The organism is Candidatus Pantoea multigeneris, assembly GCF_011752615.1.
Taxonomy (GTDB): Bacteria; Pseudomonadota; Gammaproteobacteria; order Enterobacterales; family Enterobacteriaceae; genus Pantoea; species Pantoea multigeneris.
The window spans coordinates 792,830-818,622 of the sequence record NZ_VWXF01000001.1 but is presented as its reverse complement, the minus strand read 5'-3'; the positions used below and the strand labels follow the sequence as shown (position 1 = coordinate 818,622).

At 54.1% G+C, this 25,793-nt stretch carries 23 protein-coding genes; 10 read left to right on the top strand and 13 right to left on the bottom strand.

The features are described from left to right. Window positions 1-45: 45 nt before the first annotated feature. Window positions 46-183, bottom strand: a complete 138-nt coding sequence (locus tag F3J40_RS03815; protein ID WP_167012650.1) for a hypothetical protein — start codon at window positions 181-183, stop codon at window positions 46-48. Here F3J40_RS03815 and F3J40_RS03810 point away from each other — a divergent pair. The 3 genes from F3J40_RS03810 to F3J40_RS03800 all read left to right on the top strand — a co-directional run bounded on the left by F3J40_RS03810 (window position 175) and on the right by F3J40_RS03800 (window position 4,470). Further along, on the top strand, window positions 175-762 hold the full coding sequence (locus F3J40_RS03810; RefSeq protein WP_167012649.1) for a Yip1 family protein: 588 nt from the start codon (window positions 175-177) through the stop codon (window positions 760-762). The genes F3J40_RS03815 and F3J40_RS03810 overlap by 9 nt on opposite strands. A 181-nt stretch (window positions 763-943) precedes the next feature. Next, window positions 944-1,873, top strand: coding sequence for a D-alanyl-D-alanine endopeptidase (gene pbpG, locus F3J40_RS03805; protein ID WP_167012648.1), 930 nt, complete (start codon window positions 944-946; stop codon window positions 1,871-1,873). 155 nt (window positions 1,874-2,028) lie between these two features. After that, window positions 2,029-4,470, top strand: coding sequence for a DUF3772 domain-containing protein (locus F3J40_RS03800; protein WP_167012647.1), 2,442 nt, complete (start codon window positions 2,029-2,031; stop codon window positions 4,468-4,470). Between the two features lie 4 nt (window positions 4,471-4,474). On the opposite strand, the gene dld is transcribed toward F3J40_RS03800, so the two are convergent. Further along, window positions 4,475-6,190: a D-lactate dehydrogenase gene (gene dld / locus F3J40_RS03795; protein ID WP_167012646.1), complete on the bottom strand. Its 1,716-nt coding sequence runs from the start codon at window positions 6,188-6,190 to the stop codon at window positions 4,475-4,477. Window positions 6,191-6,330: 140 nt separating this feature from the next. On the opposite strand from dld, the gene bglX reads away from it, so the two are divergent. From bglX to idi, 4 genes are all read left to right on the top strand, one after another. After that, complete coding sequence (gene bglX, locus F3J40_RS03790) at window positions 6,331-8,631, top strand: beta-glucosidase BglX (RefSeq protein WP_167012645.1); 2,301 nt, start codon at window positions 6,331-6,333, stop codon at window positions 8,629-8,631. Next, entirely contained in the window at window positions 8,618-9,511 is an 894-nt protein-coding gene (locus F3J40_RS03785) for an oxygenase MpaB family protein (protein ID WP_370659850.1), read from the top strand. Before bglX ends, F3J40_RS03785 begins: the two co-directional genes overlap by 14 nt. Before the next feature lie 100 nt (window positions 9,512-9,611). Beyond that, window positions 9,612-10,724 carry a suppressor of fused domain protein gene (locus F3J40_RS03780; protein ID WP_167012644.1) on the top strand — a complete coding sequence of 371 codons (1,113 nt, stop codon included), beginning with the start codon at window positions 9,612-9,614 and terminating at the stop codon, window positions 10,722-10,724. A 172-nt stretch (window positions 10,725-10,896) separates the two neighbouring features. Beyond that, window positions 10,897-11,430 (top strand): isopentenyl-diphosphate Delta-isomerase, encoded by a 534-nt coding sequence (gene idi, locus F3J40_RS03775; RefSeq protein WP_167012643.1) that lies wholly within the window; start codon window positions 10,897-10,899, stop codon window positions 11,428-11,430. 34 nt (window positions 11,431-11,464) lie between these two features. On the opposite strand, the gene F3J40_RS25385 is transcribed toward idi, so the two are convergent. The 4 genes from F3J40_RS25385 to F3J40_RS03760 all read right to left on the bottom strand — a co-directional run bounded on the left by F3J40_RS25385 (window position 11,465) and on the right by F3J40_RS03760 (window position 13,980). Further along, window positions 11,465-11,569 (bottom strand): YohO family small membrane protein, encoded by a 105-nt coding sequence (locus tag F3J40_RS25385; RefSeq protein WP_017349424.1) that lies wholly within the window; start codon window positions 11,567-11,569, stop codon window positions 11,465-11,467. 82 nt (window positions 11,570-11,651) lie between these two features. Continuing rightward, the gene (locus F3J40_RS25310; RefSeq protein WP_167012642.1) at window positions 11,652-12,386 is read right to left on the bottom strand and encodes a MerR family transcriptional regulator; all 735 of its coding nucleotides are present in this window, start codon (window positions 12,384-12,386) and stop codon (window positions 11,652-11,654) included. Between the two features lie 122 nt (window positions 12,387-12,508). After that, window positions 12,509-13,534, bottom strand: coding sequence for a hypothetical protein (locus F3J40_RS03765; protein WP_167012641.1), 1,026 nt, complete (start codon window positions 13,532-13,534; stop codon window positions 12,509-12,511). 14 nt (window positions 13,535-13,548) lie between these two features. After that, on the bottom strand, window positions 13,549-13,980 hold the full coding sequence (locus F3J40_RS03760; RefSeq protein WP_167012640.1) for a tetratricopeptide repeat protein: 432 nt from the start codon (window positions 13,978-13,980) through the stop codon (window positions 13,549-13,551). A 234-nt stretch (window positions 13,981-14,214) separates the two neighbouring features. Here F3J40_RS03760 and dinG point away from each other — a divergent pair, with 234 nt between their 5' ends. Beyond that, entirely contained in the window at window positions 14,215-16,359 is a 2,145-nt protein-coding gene (gene dinG / locus F3J40_RS03755; protein ID WP_167012639.1) for an ATP-dependent DNA helicase DinG, read from the top strand. Window positions 16,360-16,408: 49 nt separating this feature from the next. Then, window positions 16,409-17,377 (top strand): DNA-binding protein YbiB, encoded by a 969-nt coding sequence (ybiB, locus tag F3J40_RS03750; protein ID WP_167012638.1) that lies wholly within the window; start codon window positions 16,409-16,411, stop codon window positions 17,375-17,377. Between the two features lie 67 nt (window positions 17,378-17,444). Here ybiB and F3J40_RS03745 read toward each other — a convergent pair whose 3' ends face one another. Beyond that, a complete protein-coding gene (locus F3J40_RS03745) occupies window positions 17,445-18,608 on the bottom strand; it encodes a M20 aminoacylase family protein (protein WP_167012936.1) in 1,164 nt (387 codons plus the stop codon). 202 nt (window positions 18,609-18,810) lie between these two features. After that, window positions 18,811-19,440, bottom strand: a complete 630-nt coding sequence (locus F3J40_RS03740; RefSeq protein WP_167012637.1) for a flavin reductase family protein — start codon at window positions 19,438-19,440, stop codon at window positions 18,811-18,813. Between the two features lie 157 nt (window positions 19,441-19,597). On the opposite strand from F3J40_RS03740, the gene rlmF reads away from it, so the two are divergent. After that, a complete protein-coding gene (gene rlmF / locus F3J40_RS03735; protein ID WP_167012636.1) occupies window positions 19,598-20,509 on the top strand; it encodes a 23S rRNA (adenine(1618)-N(6))-methyltransferase RlmF in 912 nt (303 codons plus the stop codon). On the opposite strand, the gene ybiO is transcribed toward rlmF, so the two are convergent. The 5 genes from ybiO to glnP form a co-directional block, all read right to left on the bottom strand. Next, a complete protein-coding gene (gene ybiO / locus F3J40_RS03730) occupies window positions 20,506-22,719 on the bottom strand; it encodes a mechanosensitive channel protein (RefSeq protein WP_370659853.1) in 2,214 nt (737 codons plus the stop codon). The two genes, rlmF and ybiO, sit on opposite strands and share 4 nt — an antisense overlap. Before the next feature lie 265 nt (window positions 22,720-22,984). Then, window positions 22,985-23,431 (bottom strand): hypothetical protein, encoded by a 447-nt coding sequence (locus tag F3J40_RS03725; RefSeq protein WP_240155273.1) that lies wholly within the window; start codon window positions 23,429-23,431, stop codon window positions 22,985-22,987. After that, entirely contained in the window at window positions 23,428-24,132 is a 705-nt protein-coding gene (locus tag F3J40_RS03720; protein WP_167012634.1) for a hypothetical protein, read from the bottom strand. Before F3J40_RS03720 ends, F3J40_RS03725 begins: the two co-directional genes overlap by 4 nt. A gap of 244 nt (window positions 24,133-24,376) precedes the next feature. After that, complete coding sequence (gene glnQ, locus F3J40_RS03715) at window positions 24,377-25,099, bottom strand: glutamine ABC transporter ATP-binding protein GlnQ (protein ID WP_017349412.1); 723 nt, start codon at window positions 25,097-25,099, stop codon at window positions 24,377-24,379. Then, window positions 25,096-25,755 (bottom strand): glutamine ABC transporter permease GlnP, encoded by a 660-nt coding sequence (glnP, locus tag F3J40_RS03710; protein WP_026042816.1) that lies wholly within the window; start codon window positions 25,753-25,755, stop codon window positions 25,096-25,098. Before glnP ends, glnQ begins: the two co-directional genes overlap by 4 nt. Between the last annotated feature and the right edge of the window lie 38 nt (window positions 25,756-25,793).

Genomic DNA, 25,793 nt, shown 5'->3' with positions numbered 1-25,793 from the left:
ATCCTCTCTGTTTTTGGTTTCCCCGTGTTCAAGTCTATACCGCATTCAGTAAAGCGTGACGCCCGGTTGATAAGCGAATTTTCTTTCCTGCCACCCGGCAAAAAAACCAGCGCCGTTTATACTTGTATTGAAGTTGCCCGCCTGGGCAGCCAGTCGCATCAGAGAGGTGATTTTATGAATCATGTCTGGGGACTCATTGCGCATCCGGGCCAGGAAATGCGCGATATCAAACAGGAAAACGAAAGTGTTTCCCATCATTATACCCATCACGTGTTGTTGATGGCGGCGATTCCGGTGCTCTGTGCGTTCATCGGCACCACCCAGTTTGGCTGGAATCTCGGTGAGAATCAGTTTGTACAGCTCAACCTGCTTACTGGTATTGGTCTTGGCATCCTCTTCTATCTGATCATCCTGGGCGGGGTTGCCGTCATGGGGCGGGTCATCCACTGGATGGCGCGAGACTACCCACAGCGTCCATCGATTCAGCGTTGTACGGTGTTTGCCGGTTATGTGGCGACTCCGCTGTTTATTAGTGGACTCGTGGCGCTTTATCCGCTGGTGTGGCTGTGTGTTCTGGTGGGTGCGATGGCGCTGGTGTATACCGGTTATCTGCTCTATGTCGGTATTCCGGTGTTCCTTAACATTGACCGCGAAGAGAGCCTGCGTTTTTCTGGTTCTACTTTGGCTATCGGGCTGCTGGTATTCGAAGTATTGCTGGCGCTGACCGTGGTGCTGTGGGGTTATGGCCCACGTCTGTTTTGACTTATCCGTCCTGCCGTCTTTTGGCGGCAGGACGTCACGTGATTTTTAACGGACTGACACATTCTCTCCAGGAAATTTCATAGTGGAACGCGTATGATGCTGCGGCCAGCTCGTGCGCGTTTTACTGTGCGCGGGCGGCCTGTGTTCAACACAGCGCACATCTCTGACCGGTAACTTTTCGATGCCTGTAAAACTCCGTACTTCTTTGCTCTCCCTGGCATTGCTGTTTGCTGCACCTGCAGCGATAACCCCGGCGGTTGCCGCCACCGGAATTGAGAACCTTGCACCGATTGCTCAGCCGCAAATTGCGTCTGGTAGCGCGATGATTGTGGATTTAACCACCAATAAAGTGCTGTTTTCCAGCCATCCCAATCGTGTTCGACCGATCGCCTCTCTGACCAAGCTGATGACCGCGATGGTGGTGCTGGATGCCCATCTTCCGCTGGATGAAATGTTATCCGTGGATATCAGCCATACGCCTGAAATGCGTGGTGTGTTCTCCCGCGTGAAGCTAAACAGTGAAATCAGCCGTCGCAACATGCTGCTGCTGGCGCTGATGTCATCGGAAAACCGCGCCGCTGCCAGCCTCGCAGCCCACTATCCCGGCGGTTATGATGCTTTTGTTCGGGCGATGAATGCCAAGGCGCGCGCCCTGGGAATGACGCATACGCGTTACGTTGAGCCAACCGGTTTATCCATTCATAACGTCTCTACGGCAGAAGACCTGATTAAGCTGCTGAAAGCCACCCGCGAATACCCCCTGATTGGTGAGCTAAGCACCACGAAAGAGGAGACGGCGCTGTTTAGCCATCCGGCTTACACCTTGCCGTTCCGTAACACTAACCATCTGGTCTACAACGATAAGTGGCGGATTCAGCTGACCAAAACCGGTTATACCGATGAGGCTGGACACTGCCTGGTGATGCGGACCTTTATTAATAACCGCCCGGTCGCGCTGGTGGTGTTAGATGCATTTGGTAAATACACCCACTTTGCTGATGCCAACCGCTTACGTGGCTGGCTGGAAACCGGTAAAGCTGCGCCCGTTCCGGCTGCCGCGTTAGCCTATAAAAAACAGAAGTCAGGTCTGGTTGTCAGCAACCAGGAGTAACATTTTCACGCAGGGCAGGGAGGCTCTGCTGCACTGACCTCGGGGGCATTTACGCCGTGATTCCGATAGCACCGTCACGCGCGAAGGCCTAAACTCAGCGACAGTGGGCCAGGGAATTTCCCCTGCTGTCGTTTTTGCGCTGGAATCAGATTTTCATGTTTAAGCTACGTGCCATTCTCGCTTTACTGCTCCTGACGTTGGTTACGCTAACGCCAACACTCAGCCTGGCTGCTGATGACCCGGCAGCGCCGTCGCAAGATGAGGCGACGCCGAAGGTCAATGCGGCCGTTGAACTGCCAAAAATGCAGAAGATCCTCGATAAAATCAAAGGCCAGGTGAGCGGTGATACCAACGATAACCAGCTCTCCCAGTTGAACGAAATGGCACTGGAGCTTTCGGGCAACGCTGACACGCTCGGTCAGGCACTGATTCCGCAACGTCAGCAGTTGGATACCCAACTGGCCGTTCTTGGCCCAGCCCCGGCCGCTGATAGCCCAACGAAAGAAACGCCCGAAGTTACGCGCAAACGTAGCCAGTTGGAAAACCAAAAAAGCAAACTGGATGACCAGATTAAACAGGCAGAAGGCCTGAAAAATGGGGGGCTGCTGCTCTCCTCGCAAATTGCTAACCTGCGCCGGGACCAGCTAAAAAGCCAGTTGGCCCTCAACTCAGGGAGTATTCTTGGCCCGCGTTTTTGGGCACCTCTGTTCAGCACTCAGGATTTAGACGGCGAAAAAATCAGTGACTTCATTGCGGAACTCAAAGACACCGCTGCGCTCTCCTGGGAGCCGGGCTGGCGCTTTGGCACCGTAGGCTGGATTCTGGCGGCGATGTTGGTGATGACGCTGGGGCGTCGCTACAGTGAAGAGTTTCTGGCATGGGTCAGTATTCATAAATTGCCGGAAGGTCGCCTGCGCCGAAGTTTTCTTGCGGCAGCGATCGCCTTGACGACGTTAGCCGCCGTCGTGATCACCTTTAACTTTACGGCACTGGCCTTTACCCGCCGCGATGAAGTCTCCAGTGATGTGCAAGACTTTGTCGATCGCCTGGTACAACTTAGCGTGTTCTGTGGTCTGATTGCGGGATTAGGGCGCGCTTTCCTCTCCACGCGTCGCCCAAGCTGGCGGTTGCCGCATATTTCCAATGCAGTGGCGCAGGCTTTGAAGCCCTTCCCACCAATTACCGCAGCGCTGGTGTTTATCTTCCAGACGGCGGAGGCGTTTAACAACAGCGTCGGCACCAGCCTGAACACCACCATTGTGGCGAACGGCCTCACGGCGTTATTGATTGGCAGTACCGCGTTGTCAATTAGTGTGCGAACTCAGCGCGTACGTCGCCGTCTCGCACAAGAGGGAGAAACGCTGGAAGAGCGTTCTACGCTGGCAGGGCTGATCCAGATTGCACTGACCTTAACTGCGCTCGCCATTCTGATTGCCCTGCTGATTGGTTATGTCATGCTGGCGCGCTTCCTTGCTTATGAAGTGGTGTGGTGTGGCATTCTGTTTGGTTCCTTCTTCTTCCTCAGCCACCTGATCAATGACGGCTGCGAAAGCCTGTTCTCAACGCAGAACAGCACCGGTAAGCGGCTGCAAAATACGCTGAACATTGATGAACGCCACCTGCAACAGGCTGCAACGCTGCTGGCTGCGGTAGGCAAAACCCTGTTAATCATGATTGTGGCGCTGGCGCTGTTCAACGGCAGCTTCGCATCATCCACCCCGATTGAACTGCTGCAAAAAGCGATTGAATTCTGGGGCGGAAAAGGGCTGGAGTCCCTGAATATTGTCCCTGCGCACCTGGTCTCTGCGCTGGTCTGTATGGTGGTGGGCATCTATATTCTGCGGTCGGTACGCCGCTGGCTGGACATCGAATTCCTGCCGAAAACCACCATGGATATCGGCATGCGCACCTCGCTGGTGACGCTGATGAGCAATATCGGCTACGTGCTGATTATCCTGCTGACGCTGTCGATCATGGGGCTGCAATGGAACAAACTGGCGTGGATCGTCAGTGCCTTGTCAGTGGGTATCGGTTTCGGCTTACAGGAGATTGTGAAGAACTTTATCTCTGGTCTGATTTTGTTGACCGAGCGCCCGGTGAAGGTGGGCGATTTGATCACCATCAGTGGTATCGAGGGTGACATTCGCCGTATCAACGTGCGTGCGACGGAAATCCAGATGTCGGACAAATCCACCGTGATTGTCCCGAACTCGCAGCTTATCTCGCAAAACGTCCGTAACGCCACCATGGGGAATGCGCAGGGTGTCGTCACCATTCTGCTGACTTTCCCGCTGGATATCGACCCGGTACGCGTGCGTGAGCTGTTGCTGGAGGTCTACAACGAGAATGAACGCATTCTTGAGCTGCCTGAACCTTCGGTGTCATTTAAAGATCTGTCACCTCAGGGCATTGTGCTGAGTGTCACCGGCAACGTCGCCAGTCAGCGCCAAATTTCCGGCGCCAAAAGCGACCTGCTGTTTGATATTCTCACCCGCCTGCGCAAAGAGGGCATTACCCTCTCGACGCCACAGACGATGGTGATTGAACGGCGGCAGCCGGTAGTGACCACTAAACCGGACGACGAGCTGCTGCCGTAGCCGGTTAAGGCGCTTTGACCGCCCAGCCTTTGAGTTTGCTGGTTTTACCGATACCAGGGTTAAAGCTGTTGGTGGGGTCAAGCTGGCGATAAAATGCCTGGAGCTGCGGTTTCGCGGTGTAGAGATGGCCGACATTGTGCTCGGCGGGATACTCTGCACCGCGTGCCGCAACCAGCTCCAGCATTTTTTCCTTCAAAGCGTGCACATCCACGCCTTTCTTCACGATGTAATCCTGATGAAAAACGTGGCAGAAGAAGTGCCCGTAGTAGAGCTTATGGCTGATTGAATCCGCAATTTCGGCGGGCAGAGTTTCGAACCAGTCACGATCGTTACGTCGCAGGGCGATATCCAGCGCCAGAATATCCTCTACCTCATCAGCATGTACCGCATGGTAACGCACAGCCGCACCGGCAGCGGCAAAGCGGTGCAGGAACGCATGGGTTCCCTCTTGTGGTGTACATTCGAAAAACTCGCCACCCCCTTCACGGAAATAGTCACGCAGATATTCGCGCGCCTCTGCAATACCGTCACCCGACATCTTCAATAGCAGGTGATGTTCGAAACGCGCGCGGTACTGCGTCATCCTGTCAGGCAGGTGTGACGGGAAAAGACGGCTAAGGCGCTGTAACTGGCGATCGACAAAGTGGGGTTTTAGCCAGGGCACTTTTGCCAGCCAGGCATCCATGCGGCCTTTCAGGGTGAAAAACTGCGGCATTTTATCGGTGCCCAGTTTATCGATCATCAGGAAGGTATCTTTTCCGTACACTTCGGCGATATCGTAAATATCACGATGCATATATTCCGCCGCCACCGGCAATTGCTGGAAATGAGCCAGAATATGGCGGCGAATTTCGGTCAGCATCTGGGCATCATTGGTGCCGATGTAAAACACCTGCTGCTGGGGTTCGCTGGGGAAAGTATCAAGACGGACCGCAAACAGCGCCAGCTTGCCTGCACAGCCGGAGGCTTCAAACAGGCGACGGGCATCGGCATTGAAGCGTGCTGGCGTATCGGCATTCACATCGCGCACGCGTTCGGCATATTCATGGTCAGAAGCGTGGCGGCCATCATCGCGCACGGCATCTGGCTGCCAGCGATCATCATCAAGACGGCCCAAAATCTCTTCTGGCGAGGTGCCGAGGTCAATACCGAGATGATTCACCAGTCGTAACTGGCCGTGGGCATCAATTTGCGCATACAGCGCCAGTTCGCTATACGCAGGGCCGCGTTTGATCAGTGAGCCGCCGGAGTTATTGCAAATGCCTCCCAGCACCGAAGCACCAATGCAAGAGGAGCCAATCACCGAATGCGGCTCGCGTCCCAGCGGCTTCAATGCTTTTTCCAGCTGATACAGGGTCGTGCCTGGAAACGCCAGAACTTGCTGGCCGTCGTTGATCAGTTGCAGTTTATCAATACGCAGCGTGCTGATGATCACCACTGGACGATCATAATCATTGCCTTGCGGGGTCGAGCCTTCCGTAAGGCCGGTATTGGCGGCCTGGAGTAAGATGATCGCATCGGCTGCAACCAGAACCTGCAACACTCGCCACATTTCCAGCAGTGAACCGGGGAAGGCCACCGCCACGGCTTCGCCCTCGCCAGAGCGGAATCCCTTGCGATAGCGGGCGGTTTGTTCTGGTTCAGTCAACAGATGGTTGGCGCCAACCAGACGACGTAGATCGGTCAATAGGGCGGTCTGATGCGATGCAGCATATTCCATGAACGTTTTCCTTTTTAGCCTGTGCGTATTTACTGTAGCACGGAGCTGTGACGCCTGTATCTGGCTGCTATCCTCTTGTTATGGCACACTGCCGCCGTTGATTTTTTTCCTTTTATGCCGTTTTTAAGAGACCCAATCTAATGAAATGGATTTGCTCTGTATCTCTCGCTGTTTCCCTGGCTATGCAACCGGCTTTTGCGGTGCAGAGCCTGCCTGCACCCCACGCGATGACGGAACAGGCCCGTGATGCCTTTGTTTCCCAACTGCTGAAAAAGATGACGCTGGATGAAAAAATTGGTCAGCTGCGCCTGATTAGCGTCGGTCCTGATACGCCAAAAGAGGCGATCCGCGACATGATCCAGAAGGGGCAGGTGGGGGCGATCTTTAATACGGTTACCCGCCCGGACATTCGTGCCATGCAGGATCAGGTGATGCAGCTTAGCCGCCTGAAAATCCCGCTGTTCTTTGCTTATGATGTGGTACACGGTCAACGCACCATTTTCCCTATTCCGTTAGGGTTAGCCGCCAGTTGGGATCGGGATGCCGTGAGTGAAGTCGGGCGTATTTCCGCTTATGAAGCAGCCGACGATGGTCTGAATATGACCTGGGCACCCATGGTGGATGTGAGCCGTGAACCGCGCTGGGGCCGTGTTTCCGAAGGCTTCGGTGAAGATACCTATCTCACTTCGGTGATGGGCAGCACCATGGTGAAGGCGATGCAGGGGAAAAGCCCGGCCGATCGCTACTCTGTCATGACCAGCGTCAAACACTTTGCCCTGTACGGTGCGGTGGAAGGCGGGCGGGAATATAACTCGGTCGATATGAGCCCACAGCGCATGTTCCAGGACTACCTGCCACCGTATAAAGCCTCACTGGATGCGGGCAGCGGCGGTGTCATGGTGGCATTAAACTCGATCAACGGTGTGCCAGCCAGCGCCGACAGTTGGCTGCTGAAAGATCTCCTGCGTAAGCAGTGGGGATTCAAAGGCATTACCATCAGCGACCATGGTGCGATTAAAGAGCTGATTGATCATGGTGTCGCCAGCGATCCTCAGGATGCGGTACGTATCGCACTCAAGTCGGGTATGGACATGAGCATGAGCGATGAGTACTACAGCAAATACCTGCCGGGCCTGGTAAAAAGCGGTGCGGTGACGATGCAGGAGCTGGATGATGCTACGCGCCATGTGCTGAATGTGAAATACGATATGGGGCTGTTTAACGATCCTTACAGCCACCTTGGCCCGAAAGAGATCGATCCACAAGACACCAACGCAGAGAGCCGCCTGCACCGTGAACAGGCGCGTGATGTCGCGCGTAAAAGCATGGTACTGCTGAAAAACCGCCTTGAGACCCTGCCGTTGAAAAACAGCGGGACGATTGCGCTGATTGGCCCGTTGGCTGACAGCAAGCGTGACATTATGGGGAGCTGGAGCGCCGCTGGCGTCACTGAACAGTCCGTCACCTTATTGCAAGGGATGCAGGCCGCGACGGCGGGCAAGGCCACCTTGCTCTATGCCAAAGGGGCCAATATTACCGATAACAGCAAAGTGCAGGACTTCCTGAATCTGTACGAGAAAGGCGTTACGGTGGATAGCCGAACGCCGCAGCAAATGCTGGATGAAGCGGTAGAGAAAGCCCGTCAGGCGGATGTGATTGTTGCGGCGGTAGGGGAGGCACAGGGCATGGCGCATGAAGCCTCTAGCCGGACCAACATTGATATTCCACCAAGCCAACAAAAGCTGCTCGCGGCGTTGAAAGCCACCGGTAAGCCGCTGGTGATTGTGCTGATGAATGGCCGGCCGCTGACGTTGGTCAAAGAAGATCAGATGGCCGACGCCATGCTGGAAACCTGGTTCAGTGGCACGGAAGGCGGCAATGCTATCGCCGATGTGCTGTTTGGTGCGTACAATCCGTCGGGCAAACTGCCGATGACGTTCCCCCGTTCCGTGGGGCAAATTCCCCTGTATTACAATCATCTTTCCACCGGGCGTCCGTATGATTTCACTAACCCGCAGAAGTATAAATCGCGCTACTTCGACATCAATAACTCGCCGCTTTATCCGTTTGGTTACGGCCTGAGTTACACCACCTTTACTGTTTCACCGGTAACGCTCTCCGCGCCCGCTATGGCGCACAATGGCACGATCAATGCCAGTGTCACCGTGACCAATAGCGGTAAACGTGATGGTGCCACGGTGGTGCAGCTTTATCTTAATGACCCGGTCGCCAGTATCAGTCGTCCGGTGAAGGAGCTGCATGGTTTCCAGCGCATTATGCTAAAAGCGGGAGAGTCACAAACCGTCAGCTTTAAAATTGATGCCGATATGCTGAAGTTCTGGAACCAGCAACTGCAACATGTGGCTGAACCGGGCAAGTTTAACGTGATGATCGGGCTGGATTCTGCCCGTATTCAGAGTGCCAGCTTTGACTACCGTTAACCGACTGCTGGAGCCACTCCGCCAGCGCATTGAGCGCCAGGTATTTCGGGTTAATGGCCTGTCGCTCAACGAGTTTGATCTCACTCAGCCGCCCGGTGATGCCGGGCTGTTTGGCCCTGAGAGTGTGGTCTGGCGGGTACACGGTGATTTCCCCTCCATGCTGTGCGGCGGGATCAGTGCGCTGTTGTTGCAAATGCTACACCCGGCGGCGCTGGCCGGGGTGTGGGATCACTCCAACTTTCGTGCCGATATGCTGGGTCGCTTACGCCGTACCAGCCAGTTTATTGCCGTCACCACTTTCGGTAATCAGGCGGATGCGAACACGCTGATTGAGCGGGTGAAGAACATTCACCTGCGCGTCAGCGGCGTGGATAACTACCAACAGCCTTATGCCGCCAGCGATCCGGCACTGCTCACCTGGGTACATGTCGCTGAAACCAGCAGCTTTCTCGCGGCACACCTGCGTTATCGTAATCCACAGCTGAGTCTGCGTGAGCAAGATGACTATTACGCCGAGGCGGCACGGATTGCGCAGGCGCTGGGAGCCGAATCTTTACCGACCAGCGTAGCGGAAACTCAGCGCTATCTGGAACAGATGCGACCCGCGCTACGTTTTGATGCGCGAACCGCTGAAGTGACGCGATTACTGTGGCAGGCACCGGCACCGCACTGGATGGCGTACCCGGTGATGCGCGCCATGTTGTATGGCGGCACGGGACTGCTACCACTTTGGGCGCAACAGATGTCAGGGGCTGAATTACCGCGCTGGCGGCAGCAGTTCACCCAGAGTCAGATTCACCTGGTCGCACGTTTACTGCGCTGGTCAGTACGACGCGGTGCCTGGCATCGGGCACGGGCGCGTATGGGATATCCACCCTGAGTCTGCTTTTGAGAGTTTTACCCTTGTGTCGCATGGCGAGAGTGCCGATCCTGCTCTATTCTCGGGAGAAATGGATCCCTCCAGGTTTTATCGAGGTGCTATGACACATCACCCCCTGATTGCTGAAGTGTGGAATCAGCAACGCACGTTGATGGCCATCGTTGAGCAGGATTCACGAACGGCCTATTTTTACATCTGGCCAGCCGAACTGTTTCGCACTCAATATGCGGTACGCGGCTGCTGGGTACGCAATTTATCCCCTGCGCCTGCGCAGGAAGATCGTGAAGCGCTGGAGCAGGGGATTGCCCCGCTTCTAAGTGCGGAATATTGCCGTACGCTAGAAGCTGAACCCCCGCTGGATGCCAACGGTTTGCAGATTATCTGGGAGCCGGGCGACGAGGGCGCAGCGCTATGGTATTACGGGCAGCTCCTGGCGGTGATCCCCGGCTGGAGTCTGTATCAGCAGAAGCAGATCAGCTTTTCCGCAGGCTGTATTAAAGCTAACCGACTGACGTCCCCCTTAGGTTCTGCCTCCACCAATCAACATTATGCTACCGCGGTTGACCATCGGCAGTTCTGGCGGGAATGGCAAGAAGGGCCGGCCTGGGACAAGTTTCAGCAGGCCATGCTCAGCCATTACCAGTCCCGATTCGGGGCGGAAGTGAAGTATTACGCGATCGATCAGGGCAGTTGGCCGCCGATGGCCATAGCTCAGTACTGGCATGAAGAGGTGTGGTATTTCTTTACGTTAGGCATGTCGATTCGCCCGATGCCGCAGGTGAATCATCTGTTTGATGAGCTGGCACCGCAGTATCGCCGCATCGAAATCGGCATGGCGATAGACAGCAACATCATGACGGAACACAGCGCAGTACAGATGGCCAGCGCGCTAGCTGAATTCGCACCGCTGCCGTGGTCGCGTCTGACGTGGATTGGTGACTGCCATACGTTGGCGTCGGAAATGACACCGCAGGGCTTCACCAGCTTTTTACTGGCACAGGATCTCGCCAGTGAGGATCAGCGTATTAAGCTGCCAAAAAACGCCGGCGACCCGGTGAAACTGTTGTGGGCGACTCCGATCACGGCCAAAGAGCAACACTTTGCCTGCCAGGATGAGTATGGCGGGCATCAGCTGTTAAAACGGCTACAGGCAGAGGGCAACTCCCATATTTTCCGGCCCCGTCAGGAAGTGGTGGATGCTTCCGGGCAATAACCTGTTGTGAGGATGTGGCCTTGAAGCAATAAGCGGTGCGAAGGCCCGTCCTGTTTTTTGTCTGCAACAATTGCTGAAAAAGCGCACGGATTGCGCAATTTTTATCAACGTAGAGGCGACCCGCAACCTGATCGTGGTGTAAAATAGTTGAGATTTTTCTTAAGGAGTTGTCATGTCCGCCATTGAAGTTATCCTTGTTGACCACCTCGATCGTCCCACCGGTAAAATGGAAAAGCTGGAAGTACATGAGAAGGGATTACTGCACCGTGCTATCACGGTGTATGTGTTTAACTCGCGCCTTGAAATCCTGTTACAACGACGTGCCAGTGATAAATATCACTGTGGTGGGCTGTGGAGTAATACCTGCTGTGGTCACCCTTATCCGCTGGAAAGCACTCAGGATGCGGCAGAACGCCGACTGCGTGAAGAGATGGGAATGACGCTGAAGCTGCAACCGGTGTTCGAGCTCAGCTACAATTTGCCATTAAGTAATGGGTTGACGGAACACGAGTATGGTCACGTGTTTTTTGCCATCAGTGATGAACTGCCGCAGATGAACCCGGAAGAAGCAGACGATTATCGCTATCAGTCAGTGACAGACATTGAGCAGCAGATAAAACAAGCACCTGAACAGTTTACGCCGTGGTTTTTACATACTTTCCCACGTATTCCTGCTTTTCTCGCGGCATTTACGGCCAGTAACTGATTTTGCTGGCCGTGGCTGGCGTTAACGCGTCGGGCTATTTACCAATCACAATTGAGTAGCCAATCAGCATAATTGCGCCAGCACCACCGAGTGCCATGACGGCAAAGATAAAGCCAAAGAAAAGAGTACGCCAGTTCATGCAGGATTCCAGTCAGGTAAAACGGGTGAACGATAATAACGCGCACTTGCGTTGAGGCCAAGGACGATGCGTGCGTTGTCGATCACAACGATGCATGTAGGTGGATGGAGAAACCTTGTTCCTGCCAGTGCGACATCATCTCTTGCTGACGCCGGGTCAATGCCCGACCGCTCCAGACGAAAAGCGTTTGTCCCGGAAACAGTTCTGGCTGAAGGGTCTCAAGCGGTTCTGACAACACGTCAATTCGCCAACCCTGTTGTGACAGACGCCAGCCTTCTAGCCAGATGCGGGTGCGGTCTTCTACGCCCCAGCCCAGTATTAATGCATCTTTCCCGGCTTTTTTTCGCCCGGCCGCGAGGCAAAACGCGACATAATCAATTAAAGCACCGTCCAGCAAGCTGCTCATGGCGCGCGCGGTGGTTTGATCCAGGCTTAGTTTTTGTCTTACAGGCACAATAACGTGGTCAATCAAGGCATCGACTGGGTTTTCACGGCCCATCGTCGCAATTTTGGTGCGTAGTTTAGCAGGACGGACATGACGCAAGATGCCGATCAACTCTTCTTGTAGCTTGAACCAGCCATCATTAAGGTTGACGGTTTGGCCTTCCAGTAGCGCTTTTACTTTACCGACCGGTACGCCGCTGTTGATCCAACGTTTGATCTCTTCAATACGTTGAACATCCTCGTCATCAAACTGACGGTGACCGCCTTCAGTGCGTTGGGGTTTCAGTAAACCATAGCGGCGCTGCCAGGCACGGAGCGTTACCGGGTTGATACCACAGCGTTCGGCAACATCACCGATACTGTAAAAAGCCATAACATTCTCAATAAACAGATGTAGATGAGCTTACATTAACCCTGGCGACTAAGTTGTACAATGAGTTTTTCTATGTACAACTTAGCCAGCAGGTTTCACAGGTTGGCGCAGGGAGTGATGGACTATGTGCTGGTGCGATTTTTCCGCAACCTTAGCCCCGTTATCTCTTCATGGAGCGCGCTGTTATCGCTCCTGAGTTGCTGGTTGGTCCGCATGAGATTTTCATATCTTGCGGCTTCAAGTTCTAGCTCATGAGCCGTATTTAAATGGCTTTGCTCAGCCACCAGCTGCTCGGCCATCTCTGTTTTCTTCACGTTGAGATGATCAATGGCATGGTTCACCGCCAGCGCGGCAGTGGCCGTGGCTTTGGCTCCGACGTTGAAATAGCTAAACACCGAAGCATTGTCAAAATAGACCGATGCCAGCGTCCCCGCACTAAGCGCCCCCTGCACAATGGGTTCACCGTGGTTAGCCACCTGAATGGCACGGGTTTCAGATATGCCGCTTTTTTTGCCCAGCCAGTAAAGGGCATTTTTAATCGAGCTACCTTCCATTTTTAAGCCGGGTTGATCCTGCAATACGGCTTTGTAGTGCATGGCGCTAGTGGCGGCATCGATGGCGTTGGAGGCCAGATTCACCGCACCCATCGCCGCCATACCATAACCTGAACCGTTCATGGAGGCTGAAAGCATGGTCATAACGACCTGTGCGGTGGGGGCGGGGAGCTTGGCAAGACCTTCGATCAAGCTATTGCGGGCTATGTTCTTTTGCAACGTACTGATTGTCTGCGTGGATCGCTCCTGTTCGGCACGGTAAGCGGCCACCTGACTGGTGGGATCGGCCTGAGAGGTGGCCGTAGAAATCGAATCGGTACTCACTTGCCGGACGGTGGGTGAGGGGACTTCGTCCTGCCTGCGTAATGGAATACCGGTCGACGTGACATCCATTGTCTTGTGATCAAGCGAATGGGAGCGTGCGAACTGATATTTACCCCGCTTGGCAAACAGGGCTTTTCTGCTGTCTATTGCCGCCATTCCCATCTCTTCTGCGCTGGCCGGTGTGGCTGGCGCGGACGATGCGGCATTTGTCTGATTGAGCGCACTGGGACCTTGTGTGCCATGAATACCGGGCAATTGATCGATTGGCATGATGAACTCCTGAATTAATGGCCATTAAGGCTGAGCAGTTGTGCTTCGGCCTGAGCACGTAGGTCGGCAGAGTTTGCGTTAATCGCCGGGGGGAAGCTGGCCTGGACGGTTCGCTGAAAGGCAAGTACCGCGCGGGGGACATCGCGGAGGATTTGAAAACATTGCCCAGAGTGGAACCAGCTCCAGATATCTTGCGGATTAAGCTCAAGGCACTGATGGTAGAGCACTAATGCCTCGCGGTGGCGACCTTGTATTTTTAACGTACAGGCCAAAGCAAACAGGTAAGCAGGCTCCTGCGGGGCGAGCAGGCTAAGTAATGAAAAACAGGCGAAAGCCGTGTCGTAGTGTTGGTCATTAAAGGCCTGGTAGCCGCGTGCGTATACCGCTTCGCACTCTTCTTCGGGGAGGGGGAGGTGGTCCTGTTCTTTTTGTGGATGATTTTTCATTATTTTTCCATTTTTTTGATGTTGCAGTGCGCAAAGTAGGTGTGATCTTGCCGTGGCTAAGTTCACAGACATGGCGTGTATTTCTTTGCGAGTACAGACGACCAGAGAGAAAAAAACACGTGGTGATTGGCGGGGGGAAATTCTCGAGCCAGCGCGAAAAAATGCAGACGAAAGCTGACGCCAGCGCCGCTACTGTGTAAAAATACAGGCTGTTTTTCTTACCCAGTGATGACCATGGCCCTGACAGCAGCAGTAAAAACCCAGATTGCACAATGGTATAAAGCATTGCAGCAACAGGTGCCTGACTTTATTCCCCGCCCACCACAGCGACAAATGATCGCCGAAGTGGCGAAAAGCCTTGCCGGGGATGAAGGTCGTCATTTGGCGATCGAAGCACCAACCGGCGTGGGTAAAACGCTCTCCTATCTCATCCCAGGTATTGCGGTCAGCCGTGCAGAAGAAAAAAGCCTGGTGATCAGCACCGCTAATGTGGCGTTGCAGGATCAGATCTTCACCAAAGATCTGCCGTTGCTAAAAAAAATCATTCCCGACCTGACCTTTACTGCGGCGTTTGGCCGTGGTCGCTACGTGTGTCCGCGCAATCTGGCGGCGCTGGCGGCGGATGACGATCAGCAGGGTGATTTGCTGCTCTATCTCGATGAAGAGAACACGGTGAGCAGCACCAAAGAAGAGCAGGCCCAGTGCGGTAAACTGGCGAAGACCCTTGCGCAAGGGGCGTGGGATGGTCTGCGCGATCACACGGATATCGCCATTAGCGACAGCCTGTGGCAGCGGCTGTCCACTGACAAAGCCAGTTGTCTGGGTACGCATTGCCGCTGGTATCGCGAATGCCCGTTTTTTGTCGCCCGGCGAGAAATAGAGCAGGTCGATGTGGTCGTGGCTAACCATGCGCTGGTCATGGCCGCGCTGGAGAGCGAGTCGGTCTTGCCGCCGCCGAAAAACCTGCTGTTGGTGCTGGATGAAGGTCATCATCTGCCCGAAGTCGCGCGTGATGCACTGGAGATGAGCGCCGAAATTACCCCAGCCTGGTGGAACCTGCAGCTTGATCTGTTTATTCGTCTGGTGGAGAGCATCATGGCGCAGCTGCGGCCGAAATCACCGCCGCCGCTCACCAATCCTGAACGACTCAAAGGACATTGCGATGAACTGCGCGATCTCCTCGATCAAACCTGTCAGCAGTTACAACCACTGTTACCCGCCAGTAATCAACCCGGTGAGTATCGCTTTGTGTTGGGTGAACTCCCGGAAGCGTTAATGCTGCTCTGCGCCCGGCTGTTCAAACTGTGTGATGCCTTACGTGGGCTGGCGGAAGGGCTGATCAATGCCCTCGGCGAACAGACCGGAAAAGTGGATATTGTTCGACTACACCGGGCGTTATTGCAGCTGAACCGGCACTTCGGTGGCTTTGAGGCGGTGAGTAAGCTCTGGCGGCTGGCGGCGATGGAAAAAGCCTCCAATGCGCCTGTTTCCAAATGGGTGAGCCGTGAAGTGCGGGACGGGCAGGCCCATATGCTGTTTCACTGTGCCGGAATTCGCGTTAGCGATCAGCTGGAAAAACTACTGTGGCGTAAAATCCCGCACGTGGTGGTGACATCTGCGACTTTGCGTTCATTAAATAGCTTCAACCGCTTACAGGAAATGTCAGGCCTGCATGAAAAAGCGGGCGATCGTTTTGTGGCATTAGACTCGCCCTTCAGTCATGTCGATCAGGGCAAACTGGTGATACCACAAATGCACTTCGAGCCGCAGATGCAGCAAGAAGCGGAGCACATTGCCGAAATGGCACGTTTCTTCCGTCAGCAGGTGGCGGAGGAGAAACACAAAGGCATTTTGGTGCTGTTTGCCAGTGGCCGTGCCATGCAGCAGTTTTTAACCCATGTAACCGATCTGCGCCTTTCTATGCTGGTGCAGGGCGATCAGCCGCGCTATCGCATGGTCGAGCTGCACCGTAAACGGGTTGAGGCGGGTCAACTGAGCATTCTGGTGGGGCTGCAATCTTTTGCTGAAGGGTTGGATCTCAAGGGCGAACTGCTTTCACAGGTACACATTCATAAAATTGCTTTTCCCCCGATAGACAGTCCGGTAATTTTGACTGAAGGTGAGTGGCTGAAAAGCCTCAACCGCTATCCGTTTGAAGTCCAGAGTCTGCCCAGCGCTTCATTTACGCTGATTCAGCAGGTAGGCCGTCTCATTCGCAGCCATAACTGCTTCGGTGAGATAGTGATTTATGATCGGCGGTTGGTGAGTAAAAATTATGGTAGCCGGTTACTGGCGGCCTTGCCGGTGTTCCCGATTGAGCAGCCACCGGTCCCCTCGGCTGAGGTAAAAAAGACGCGCACGCGCAAAAAAGTGCGTTAACAACCCAGGCTTTGTCACCAGTATGGGTGGCCCTTTTTGGAAGCGAATCATGGAACTGAACAAAATCATTAAAGAGATCGGGCGCGGTAAAAATCATGCGCGTGATATCGATCGGGACACCGCATTTTCCCTTTATACGGCGATGCTGGCGGGTGAAGTGGCCGACCTGGAGCTGGGCGCGGTACTGATCGCGCTGCGTATTAAAGGTGAAGGCGAAGAAGAGATGCTGGGCTTTTACCAGGCGATGCAGCAGCAGATGATGCGCCTGCAAGCCCCTGCTGAGCGTCCAGTCCCGATTGTCATTCCCAGTTATAACGGCGCACGTCGTCAGGGCAATCTGACCCCGCTGTTGGCTTTACTGTTGTCCCGTATTGGTTTTCCGGTGTTGGTGCATGGCGTGAGCGATGACGCCACACGTATCACCAGTGAAGCGGTATTTGCTGAGCTGGGTGTGCCTGCCTCCACCCACGCCGCTGAGGCACAGGCCCGGTTGGATGCAGACCAACTGGTGTTTATGACCATTGATCACCTGTGTCCGCCAATGGCAACACAGCTCGCGTTACGCTGGAGAATGGGCGTGCGTAACAGTGCCCATACGCTGGCAAAACTGGCAACACCGTTTGCCGAGCGTGCTGCCCTGCGTATTGCCAGCGTTTCGCACCCGGAATATGTGCCACGCGTTGGGCAGTTCTTCCAGGCGATTGATGCGCCCGCGCTGCTGCTAAACGGTACTGAAGGCGAGGTGTATGCGAATCCTCAGCGTTGTCCGGCCATCAACTGGATTGGCGGTGCTGAACAGCAAGCGGAAGTGTGGGTGGAACGCCAGCCGGAGCTTGCGCTGGATCTGGCCGAATCGAAAAGCGCTGCCGATACGGCACGCTGGATAAACCAGGTCTTGCAGCGGGAAAGAGCAGTACCGCAGTCGCTGCGTCTGCAACTGGCGTGTTGTCTGCGTGCGAGTGGGCGCAGCGTCTCGATTGATGCGGGTCTGGAGTGGCTTTCTCAGGCTGGCTGGTAAAGAAAAATGGCGCAGTCGATGCGCCATTATTTTCGCTCATGTCCCGCGCCTGTCATGCGGGAAGCCGTCAGTTGGAACGGCGTGACAGCAGCTGTTCGACCAGATCCTGCCAGAACTGAATGCCAATCGGCAGCAGATCATCATTAAAATCGAAGTGCGCGTTATGCAGTGGCGCAGAAGGCGTGGCGCCGTCGGCACCGAGCCAGAAATAGGCGCCAGGACAGGCTTCTAACATACAGGCGAAATCTTCTGAGGCCATGGAGGGATTAACCTGCCACTGAACTTTCTCAGCACCCAACGTCCTTTCGGCCACTGCCCGGACCTGTTCGGCAGAAAGTGCATGATTACGCGTAACGGGATAGCCCGGCAGCCACTCAATGCTGCCGCTCACGCCAAAGGGCTGGGGCAGCGTGGTGACAAACTCATTAATAAGCTGTTTAACGCGATCGCGTACATCACCTTGCAGGCAACGCACCGTACCGCGCAGTTGAATGCTATCGGCAATCACGTTAATCGCTTCTCCACCGTGGATCTGGGTCACGCTAATCACGGCGGAAGCCAGCGGTGAGAGGCGGCGTGAAGGAATGGTCTGAAGGGCCAGAATCAGCTCCGCAGCGACCACCATGGGGTCTGCGCCGCTTTCTGGCATCGCGGCGTGGCAGCTTTTGCCTTGCAGGGTAATTTCAAACGAATCCAGTGAGGCCATCATCGCATCACTGTTTACTGCCAGCGAACCCACCGGTAAGCCTGGCCAGTTGTGCAGTGCATACACGGCGTCCATCGGGAAGCGCTGGAACAGACCTTCTTCGACCATCTTACGTGCGCCGCCGAGGTTCTCTTCGGCAGGCTGGAAGATGAAATGCACGGTGCCGCTAAAACATCGTGTGGCGGCCAGATGGCAGGCGGTGGCCAGCAGAATCGCGGTGTGGCCATCGTGACCGCAGGCATGCATCACACCGGGAGTGGTGGACCGCCAGGCAGATTCCCCTTTTTCGGTGATCGGTAACGCGTCCATATCTGCGCGCAAGCCAATCACCGGGCCTGGCCCATTTTCCAGCGTTGCGATCACGCCCGTACCCGCCAGACCACGGAAAACCTGTAATCCAGCCTGTTCAAGAATTTCAGCGACCTGGCTGCTGGTCTGGTGTTCCTGATAACCCAGTTCCGGGCGTTGGTGTAACTGGCGACGCCAGCGCAGGGCATCAGCAAGTAAAGAGGCGGGCAGGGTCATCAACAAAGTGTCTCCATAAGCGGTGAAGGCATTAATTATCGTCATCACCAAGATATGGATTTTACTGTAGTCGTAAGCGGCCACTGACGTCTATCGCACCGCAGATGAATTTTGGCTATAGGCTAAAACAATTTGGAATAAGTCAGAACGGAAAAGCGGTTGCAAGCTGTTCAGGCACCGTAACCGTACCTGAACCGTGCCATTAACGGCGAAGCGCATCCGGGCGCAGCAGATCGAAACGCTGGTCTTCACTGATGCCATAATAGGCCGACGGGCCACCGGCACGTAAAATGGGCTGGGCTTTCGCCGTTTGATAAATGCCCTCTTCGAGCAGTGCCGGATCAATATGGATGGCTACCGCTTCACCCAGGATCAGCCAGCTATTGATCGCCTCTCCCTGCGCATCTGTTAACTGGATGCATTGCGTAAGGCGACACTCAAAATTCACCGGGCTTTCGGCCACCATACTGACATTCAACTGCGAGGCAGGAAGGGGTGTGACGCCCGCCAGCGCAAACTCATCTTCGTGACGTGGAATGGACGCTGAGCTTTCATTCATCGCCGCTGCCAGCGGGCGCGTAGCCAGATTCCAGACAAACTCTTTGGTTTCGACAATGTTTTGCACGCTGTCTTTCCAGCCGGTGCTGGAGAAACCAATGATAGGTGGCGTGTAGTTAAAACAGTTAAAAAAGCTGTAAGGGGCCAGGTTACGCTCACCGCTGGCGCTGACAGAACTGATCCAGCCGATGGGACGTGGGCCAATGATGGCATTCAACGGATCGTGCGGTAAACCGTGCCCGGCACGGGGTTGATAGGTATAGCGTTTATGCATAACAGTCTCCGGCAGTGAATACCGCTATCATAGTCGCTGTGCTCGCGCGGGTGTCACACTTTTGGTGAACGGATTGTGCGCTCCCTTTTTGCCACAAAGATTTATTTCCTGCCCCAGAATCGTTATTGTACGCCCGCTTCTGACAGTGAGGATCCCCATGAAGAACCTGTTTCACCCACGTAACCGCCATCAGGGCGAGTATGATTTCAACGCGCTCTGCGCAGCGCTCCCGGCCCTTAGCGGAAAAGTGCGCCCTAATGGCTATGGTAAACAGTCGATCGATTTTGCCGATCCTGAAGCGGTTATTCTGCTCAACCAGGCGCTGCTGAAGCACTACTATCAGCTCGACTGGCAGTTGGCTCCGGGCTTTCTCTGCCCACCGATCCCGGGCCGTGCCGACTATATTCACCATCTGGCCGACCTGCTGATGCAGGACTGCGGCGGACGGAAGCCGGGGCAGTTGGACGTGCTGGATATCGGCTGCGGCGCTAACTGCATCTATCCGGTCATCGGGCATGCTGAGTATGGCTGGCGCTTTACCGGTACCGATATCTCAGCAGAAGCGATCAAAGCCGCGAATAAGATTGTGGCGGCGAACGGGGGCTTGCAGCGCGCGATTCGTCTGCGCCGTCAGGACGATGCTGCGCGTATTTTCGCGGGCGTGGTCCATAAAAACGAACGTTTCCATGTGACTTTGTGTAACCCGCCGTTCCATGCCTCTGCTGAGGAAGCCGCAGAGGGTTCACAGCGTAAGGTGCGTAATCTCGGGCTGAAAAATGACGCTAAGCTTAACTTCTCCGGCCAGCAGCACGAGCTGTGGTGTGAAGGGGGCGAGCGCCAGTTCATCTCCCGGATGATCACAGAGAGCGAGACTTTCAGCCAGCAAATCGTCTGGTTTACCACCCTGGTATCGCGCAAAGAGAACCTCCCGGCACTGCGCAAGCAGCTTGAGGAGGTTGAGGTAGAAACCGTACGCGTTATCGACATGGCGCAGGGACAGAAGCAAAGCCGCTTCCTGACCTGGAGCTTCCTCCCGGCCGCGGCTCGTCAACGTCGTTTGCTGGGCTAATCTGCCGCCGGTAGGGCAGGCAGGCTGGCAGCACTGGAAACATCGCTGCCGGTCTGCATGACTTGCACCGTCTGGTGTGGGGCTTTAATGCCGGCAGCATCAAAATGTTTCTTCACTTTGTCATCCAGCGCAAAGCGCACCGTCCACTGTTTCAACGGCTGGGTGGTAAAGGAGACACGTACGGTAAATGACTGATTAGTCAAACCTACCAGTCCGGCAAAGCCTGGCTCACCAATCACCATGCTGCGGATGTCAGGATTTTCCATCAGCTCTTTGACCGCCGCCTGTAAAATAGCATTCACCCGTTCACTGTCTTCCCGGCGATCAACATCATAGTTCGCGACAAACGATCCGATACCGCGAACGAAGTTAGCGAAAGTGGTAATCGAAGACCAGGGAATGATGTTGTACGCGCCGGTATCCTGACGCACCCCCACTGACCGAATCGACATGCGTTCTACCGTGCCGGTAATGGTGCCGATGGTGACCAAATCTCCCGTATTCATGCCGTTTTCGAACTGAATGAAGATGCCGGTGATGATATCTTTCACCAGCGTCTGGGAACCGAATGACACCGCCAGACCCAGTGCCCCAGCCCCGGCCAGCAGTGGCGCGATATTCACGCCGATCTCTGAGAGGAGAATCATCACGGTAATGGTGGTGATCACCACCGCCAGCGCATTACGGAACAGCGTTAACAGCGTACGGGTACGCGCGCTGGGCATCGGACGGCCATGGGAATCCGACGCCAGTCGGCTCTCAATCACACTCGCCAGTACCGTCCAGCCAACGGCGGAGAGCAGCAGGATCACCACGATACGTATCAGCACATCCACCATTTTTTGCCCGGCACCCTGTGTCACCCAGTACCACAGGTCAAACAGATTCCAGGCGCTGAGCAGCATCAACAAGGTGGCAAACACGGTGACCACCCGAGCCAGCTTGAGCAACGCCTTGATCCAGCTGTTTACCCGGCGCTGTAACTCGGGATAGTTACGTCGCGTCTCTTCTGACAAAGTGATGGTTTTCGCGATCCAGCGCGAGAGAATGCCGGAAATAAAGGCACCGATACAGATAATGGCGAGGCTGCGCACGGTAGCCGACATCATGTATTTCAGGCTGTCTCCCGGATTGAACACCGAAAAGAAAAACAGGGCGATAAAGTAGGCGCTGGCGAACCAGTGCCATACCAATGCAAAGGCGCGAATAAACAGGGCAAAAAAGGCGAGGCTGCGATCTGCCAGTGCGATCAGCGCAGCATGAATATTGCGTCGATTGCGGAAAATCAGCCACAGTGCCCAGCCGGTCATAATGCCCATCACCACCACGTTCACCAGGGCGGCAACTTGCAGATTCACCTGATTCGAAACAATCGGCACCACCACCAGTAAGCCATAGCCAATCACCCCGCTAAGCCAGCTCAAGCGGGTATTCCAGTAACGCGCGCGGACGGCGCTGAGGTGGAAAAAGCGCAGTTCGTTATAACCGGGGCAGAAGATCAGACGCAGTACCGCTTTAAAGAATTCAATCAAAGCAAACGCATTGAGGAACAGGCCTTGCTGATAGGAGATGGTGCGGTTGCCGCCATTGTAGTTGTCACTGATGATTTGGCCGATAAACAGCGTGGCGGCCAGCAGCAGTAGGTCGATAACAAAGGCCATACCGATGGTGCCCGGCAGGTGCAGCCAGTTGTGCCGTTCAAGATTTTTACGTCGTGCCCAACTGCCCATGCGACGATACAGGGGAGCGGCCAAAATGCGCAGTAGCCAGTAAACGGCAAACAGCGCCACGGCCAGCACCACAAAATGCTTTGATGCGCTGAGCACGGTCTGGGGATTAAAGGCCTTGTGGGGAGCGTTAACAATGTTGTTGTGCAGGTTGATAAACTGGCTCGCCACTTCACCGCCGTACTCCCGCGTCACCTGGGTGACGCCTTCCAGCACGGTTTTATCTTCATCGCTGCTGTCAGGCGGGGTCAGTACCGGTGCCGGGGTATTCGCTGGGGTGGCGGCGGCACTGCGCAACTGGTCAATCAGTTCTTTGCGGGATTGATCGTTATCGAGGATGTTTGCCAGCGCGGCATAAGCGGCTTTTTTATCCGCAGTGCTCGGCTCACTGCTGGTTGCACCGGCTGCGCTGCTCTGTTGCGCCACCGCCGCCTGCGGCAGTGTCACGGCAGCCTGCGTTTCTGGTATCCCTACAATAACCATAATGCAGAGTATGAATGCGCACGTACAGGTGGAGCGCAACAGCTTCAGTAACGGCATAACCATCTCCCTGATGAGGCGACTTTACCCGTTGCAAAGTATAGACAGGGATTTCAGGTGATTAGTCTTAAAGGGGGAAAGGAGGGGAAAATCACATGGTGGGAGAGAACTCCTGAGACGAGGATAACGAGCTCAGGAGTGTCAGGTTGAAAGCTATACTGATGTGGAAACTTTCTTTGGGCAGAAGTATAGGCTTACGTAACGAAACCTAAATTCTGCCATGTTTAGCACTGCGAACAATATTGATTTTTACCATGTTAAGGTGACTTGAACTATAAAATGATACTTCGTCTTTATTCCGGGGTGATGCTAAACATTCAGCCTCTGTCGGGCACGAGGGCTGTGGGCTATATCCTTCCGCCAGGAGAAACTCTCTGATTTTTCTGGTATCTGTGGTATCGCCAAATGCCAGGCTATAGACATAAAATTCTTGAGCATCGACATAATGATACTCAAACTTATAGTTATTTGAGATACGTGGCATGCGCTTAAGTAGATCAGGAGTGTAATAATTATACTCCTTAGCATCCTGTTCATGATAATCGGCGCTGGTGGCAAATCCCATTTCTAGTTGCTTCCAGTTCCAGATGAGGATTATGCCTATGAGACCAACAATAGTCAGCAGAACCAGGCATGTTGCTTTCCATTTCTTCAAAGTTCCATCCTCCCATTAGATGCGCCAAGAATGAAGAAGGTCTTGTCTTTTTCGGGAAGAATAACGTTACCTGACAAAAAATCATTATAAGGTACAATAGTGTTCATAAAAGAAGGTAACACGCCTTTACGTGGCCTTGCGTTGCGGAATTTTTCCGGGTCGGGAAATAGTAGCGGGCAGAAGCTGTCATTTTTCCAGTCACCTATTTTCCCGTAGTAATCCCAGCGTTTCAACGCCTCGGCCTTACTAACAGGACGAAGGAGAGAAAAAGGGTTCGGCGTAGTAACCGCTCGATAAAAGCCAAGCAAATCCGAAGGTAAATCCTCACCACTAAAACCGCTATCTGTAGCGTGATAGTAGGGAAATGAATTTTGAAAAGCCTCAAACTTTCGAGCCAACTTCATCATCATTGCTAGAGCAATACTTTTTCTTTCCCATAGCGGACGCCCTTTCTTTATGAGCCACGTTTCCATTTTTCCTGCACGAAGTAAATTATATGGAGCAGTCATGCCTTGGCTATAAGTTACCTCATAATACTCTTCAATCGAAGCTTCCCCTTCATCCATCTTACGAAGCAACTTTTTGATATCCTCACCTCTGGCATGTCCTAAATCTACCCATCCGAGCACTTCAGTGTAAACCAGGCCTGAATCTTCACTTTGCGCCAGCGCTCCATCAATGATATCCGTACGTTTACTCATTTATCTCACTCCCTTGTTAATTTTGTCGGTGACATCACATTGCCATCGATTTCAACCCTGAAAATCGGGCTGATATGTTTTAACAAAAAGGGCGTAAAACAGAACCAAGCCTGGCCTTGGTGTTTTGCTTTTTATTTTAAAGGGGGAAAGGTGTGGGTTTTTATTCTGTTAGCTGAAAGCCTAAAATAAAAAACCCGCCGCTGTTGCCAGTGGCGGGTCATATTTACTGATTCAACTCAAGCAATCAGGAAACGTGCTGCAGGAACTCACGCAGACGATCGCTCGGCGGATTCGAAATTAACGTATCCGGGTCGCCATCTTCCGCGATGGTGCCTTTGTCGATAAAGATCAGGCGTGAAGCCACTTTCTGCGCGAAGCCGACTTCATGGGTAACGATAACCATCGTCATGCCTTCTTCCGCCAGATCCTGCATCACTTTCAGGACTTCGTGACGCAGTTCCGGGTCCAGCGCTGAGGTTGGCTCATCAAACAGCATCATTTTAGGTTTCACAGCCAGCGCACGCGCAATCGCTACGCGCTGCTGTTGGCCGCCTGAAAGCTCAGAAGGGAAGTGGTGTGCGCGCTCAGCGAGGCCCACTTTACCCAGCAGTTCTTTCGCCAGTTTTTGTGCCGCGTCTTTCGAAGCGCCACGGACGCGAATCGGACCAAACGCGACGTTGTCCAGTGCGCTCATCTGTGGGAACAGATGGAACTGCTGGAACACCATACCCGCTTCCTGGCGGATCAGCCGCTCATCCACTTTAGGATCGTTTACTTTCATACCGTCAACGATCAGGTCACCGGTGGTGATCTCTTCCAGCTTGTTAATGCAGCGCAGCAGCGTGGATTTGCCGGAGCCAGAAGGCCCGATAATCACCACAACTTCGCCTTGATTAATTTTCAGGTTGATATCGTGCAGGACTTTAGTCTGGCCGAAGTTCTTTGAGACGTTCTTAAATTCAATCACAGGATTTTCACCCTTTTCTCAATGCGGCGCAGCACAAAGCTCAACACCAGCGTAATCACGAGGTAAATAATGGCAACTGCACTCCAGATCTCCAGCGCGCGGAAGTTTCCGGCGATGATCTCCTGGCCCTGGCGGGTCAGTTCGGCAACGCCGATAACAATAAAGAGTGAGGTATCTTTGATACTGACGATCCACTGGTTCCCCAATGGTGGCAGCATACGGCGCAGTGCCAGAGGCATAATCACATAACGCAGGGTTTCACGGCGGGATAAGCCCAGAGCTAAACCGGCTTCACGGAATCCTTTGTTAATTGACAGCACAGCACCACGAGTGATTTCCGCAATATAAGCACCGGAGTTAATAGTGATGGTGATCACCGCTGCGGTGAAGGGATCGATACGGAGATCCGGGAAGGCCATCGGCAGGGCAAAGTAGATAAACATCACCTGCACGACAATTGGCGTACCGCGAATCAACTCGATAAACACCAGGGCGATGTTGTTGGCAATCCAACCGCCATAGGCGCGGGCAAAGCCAGCAATCAGGCCAATGATCAAACCGCCGATCAGGCCAATAATCGAGATTATTAAGGTCATTTTGGCACCGGCCAGCAAAGCTGGCATAGCAGGCCAAATGACGCTCCAGTCAAACTCCATGGTGCGACTCCAAATACGATGTTGCAGTGGAAAAGGGC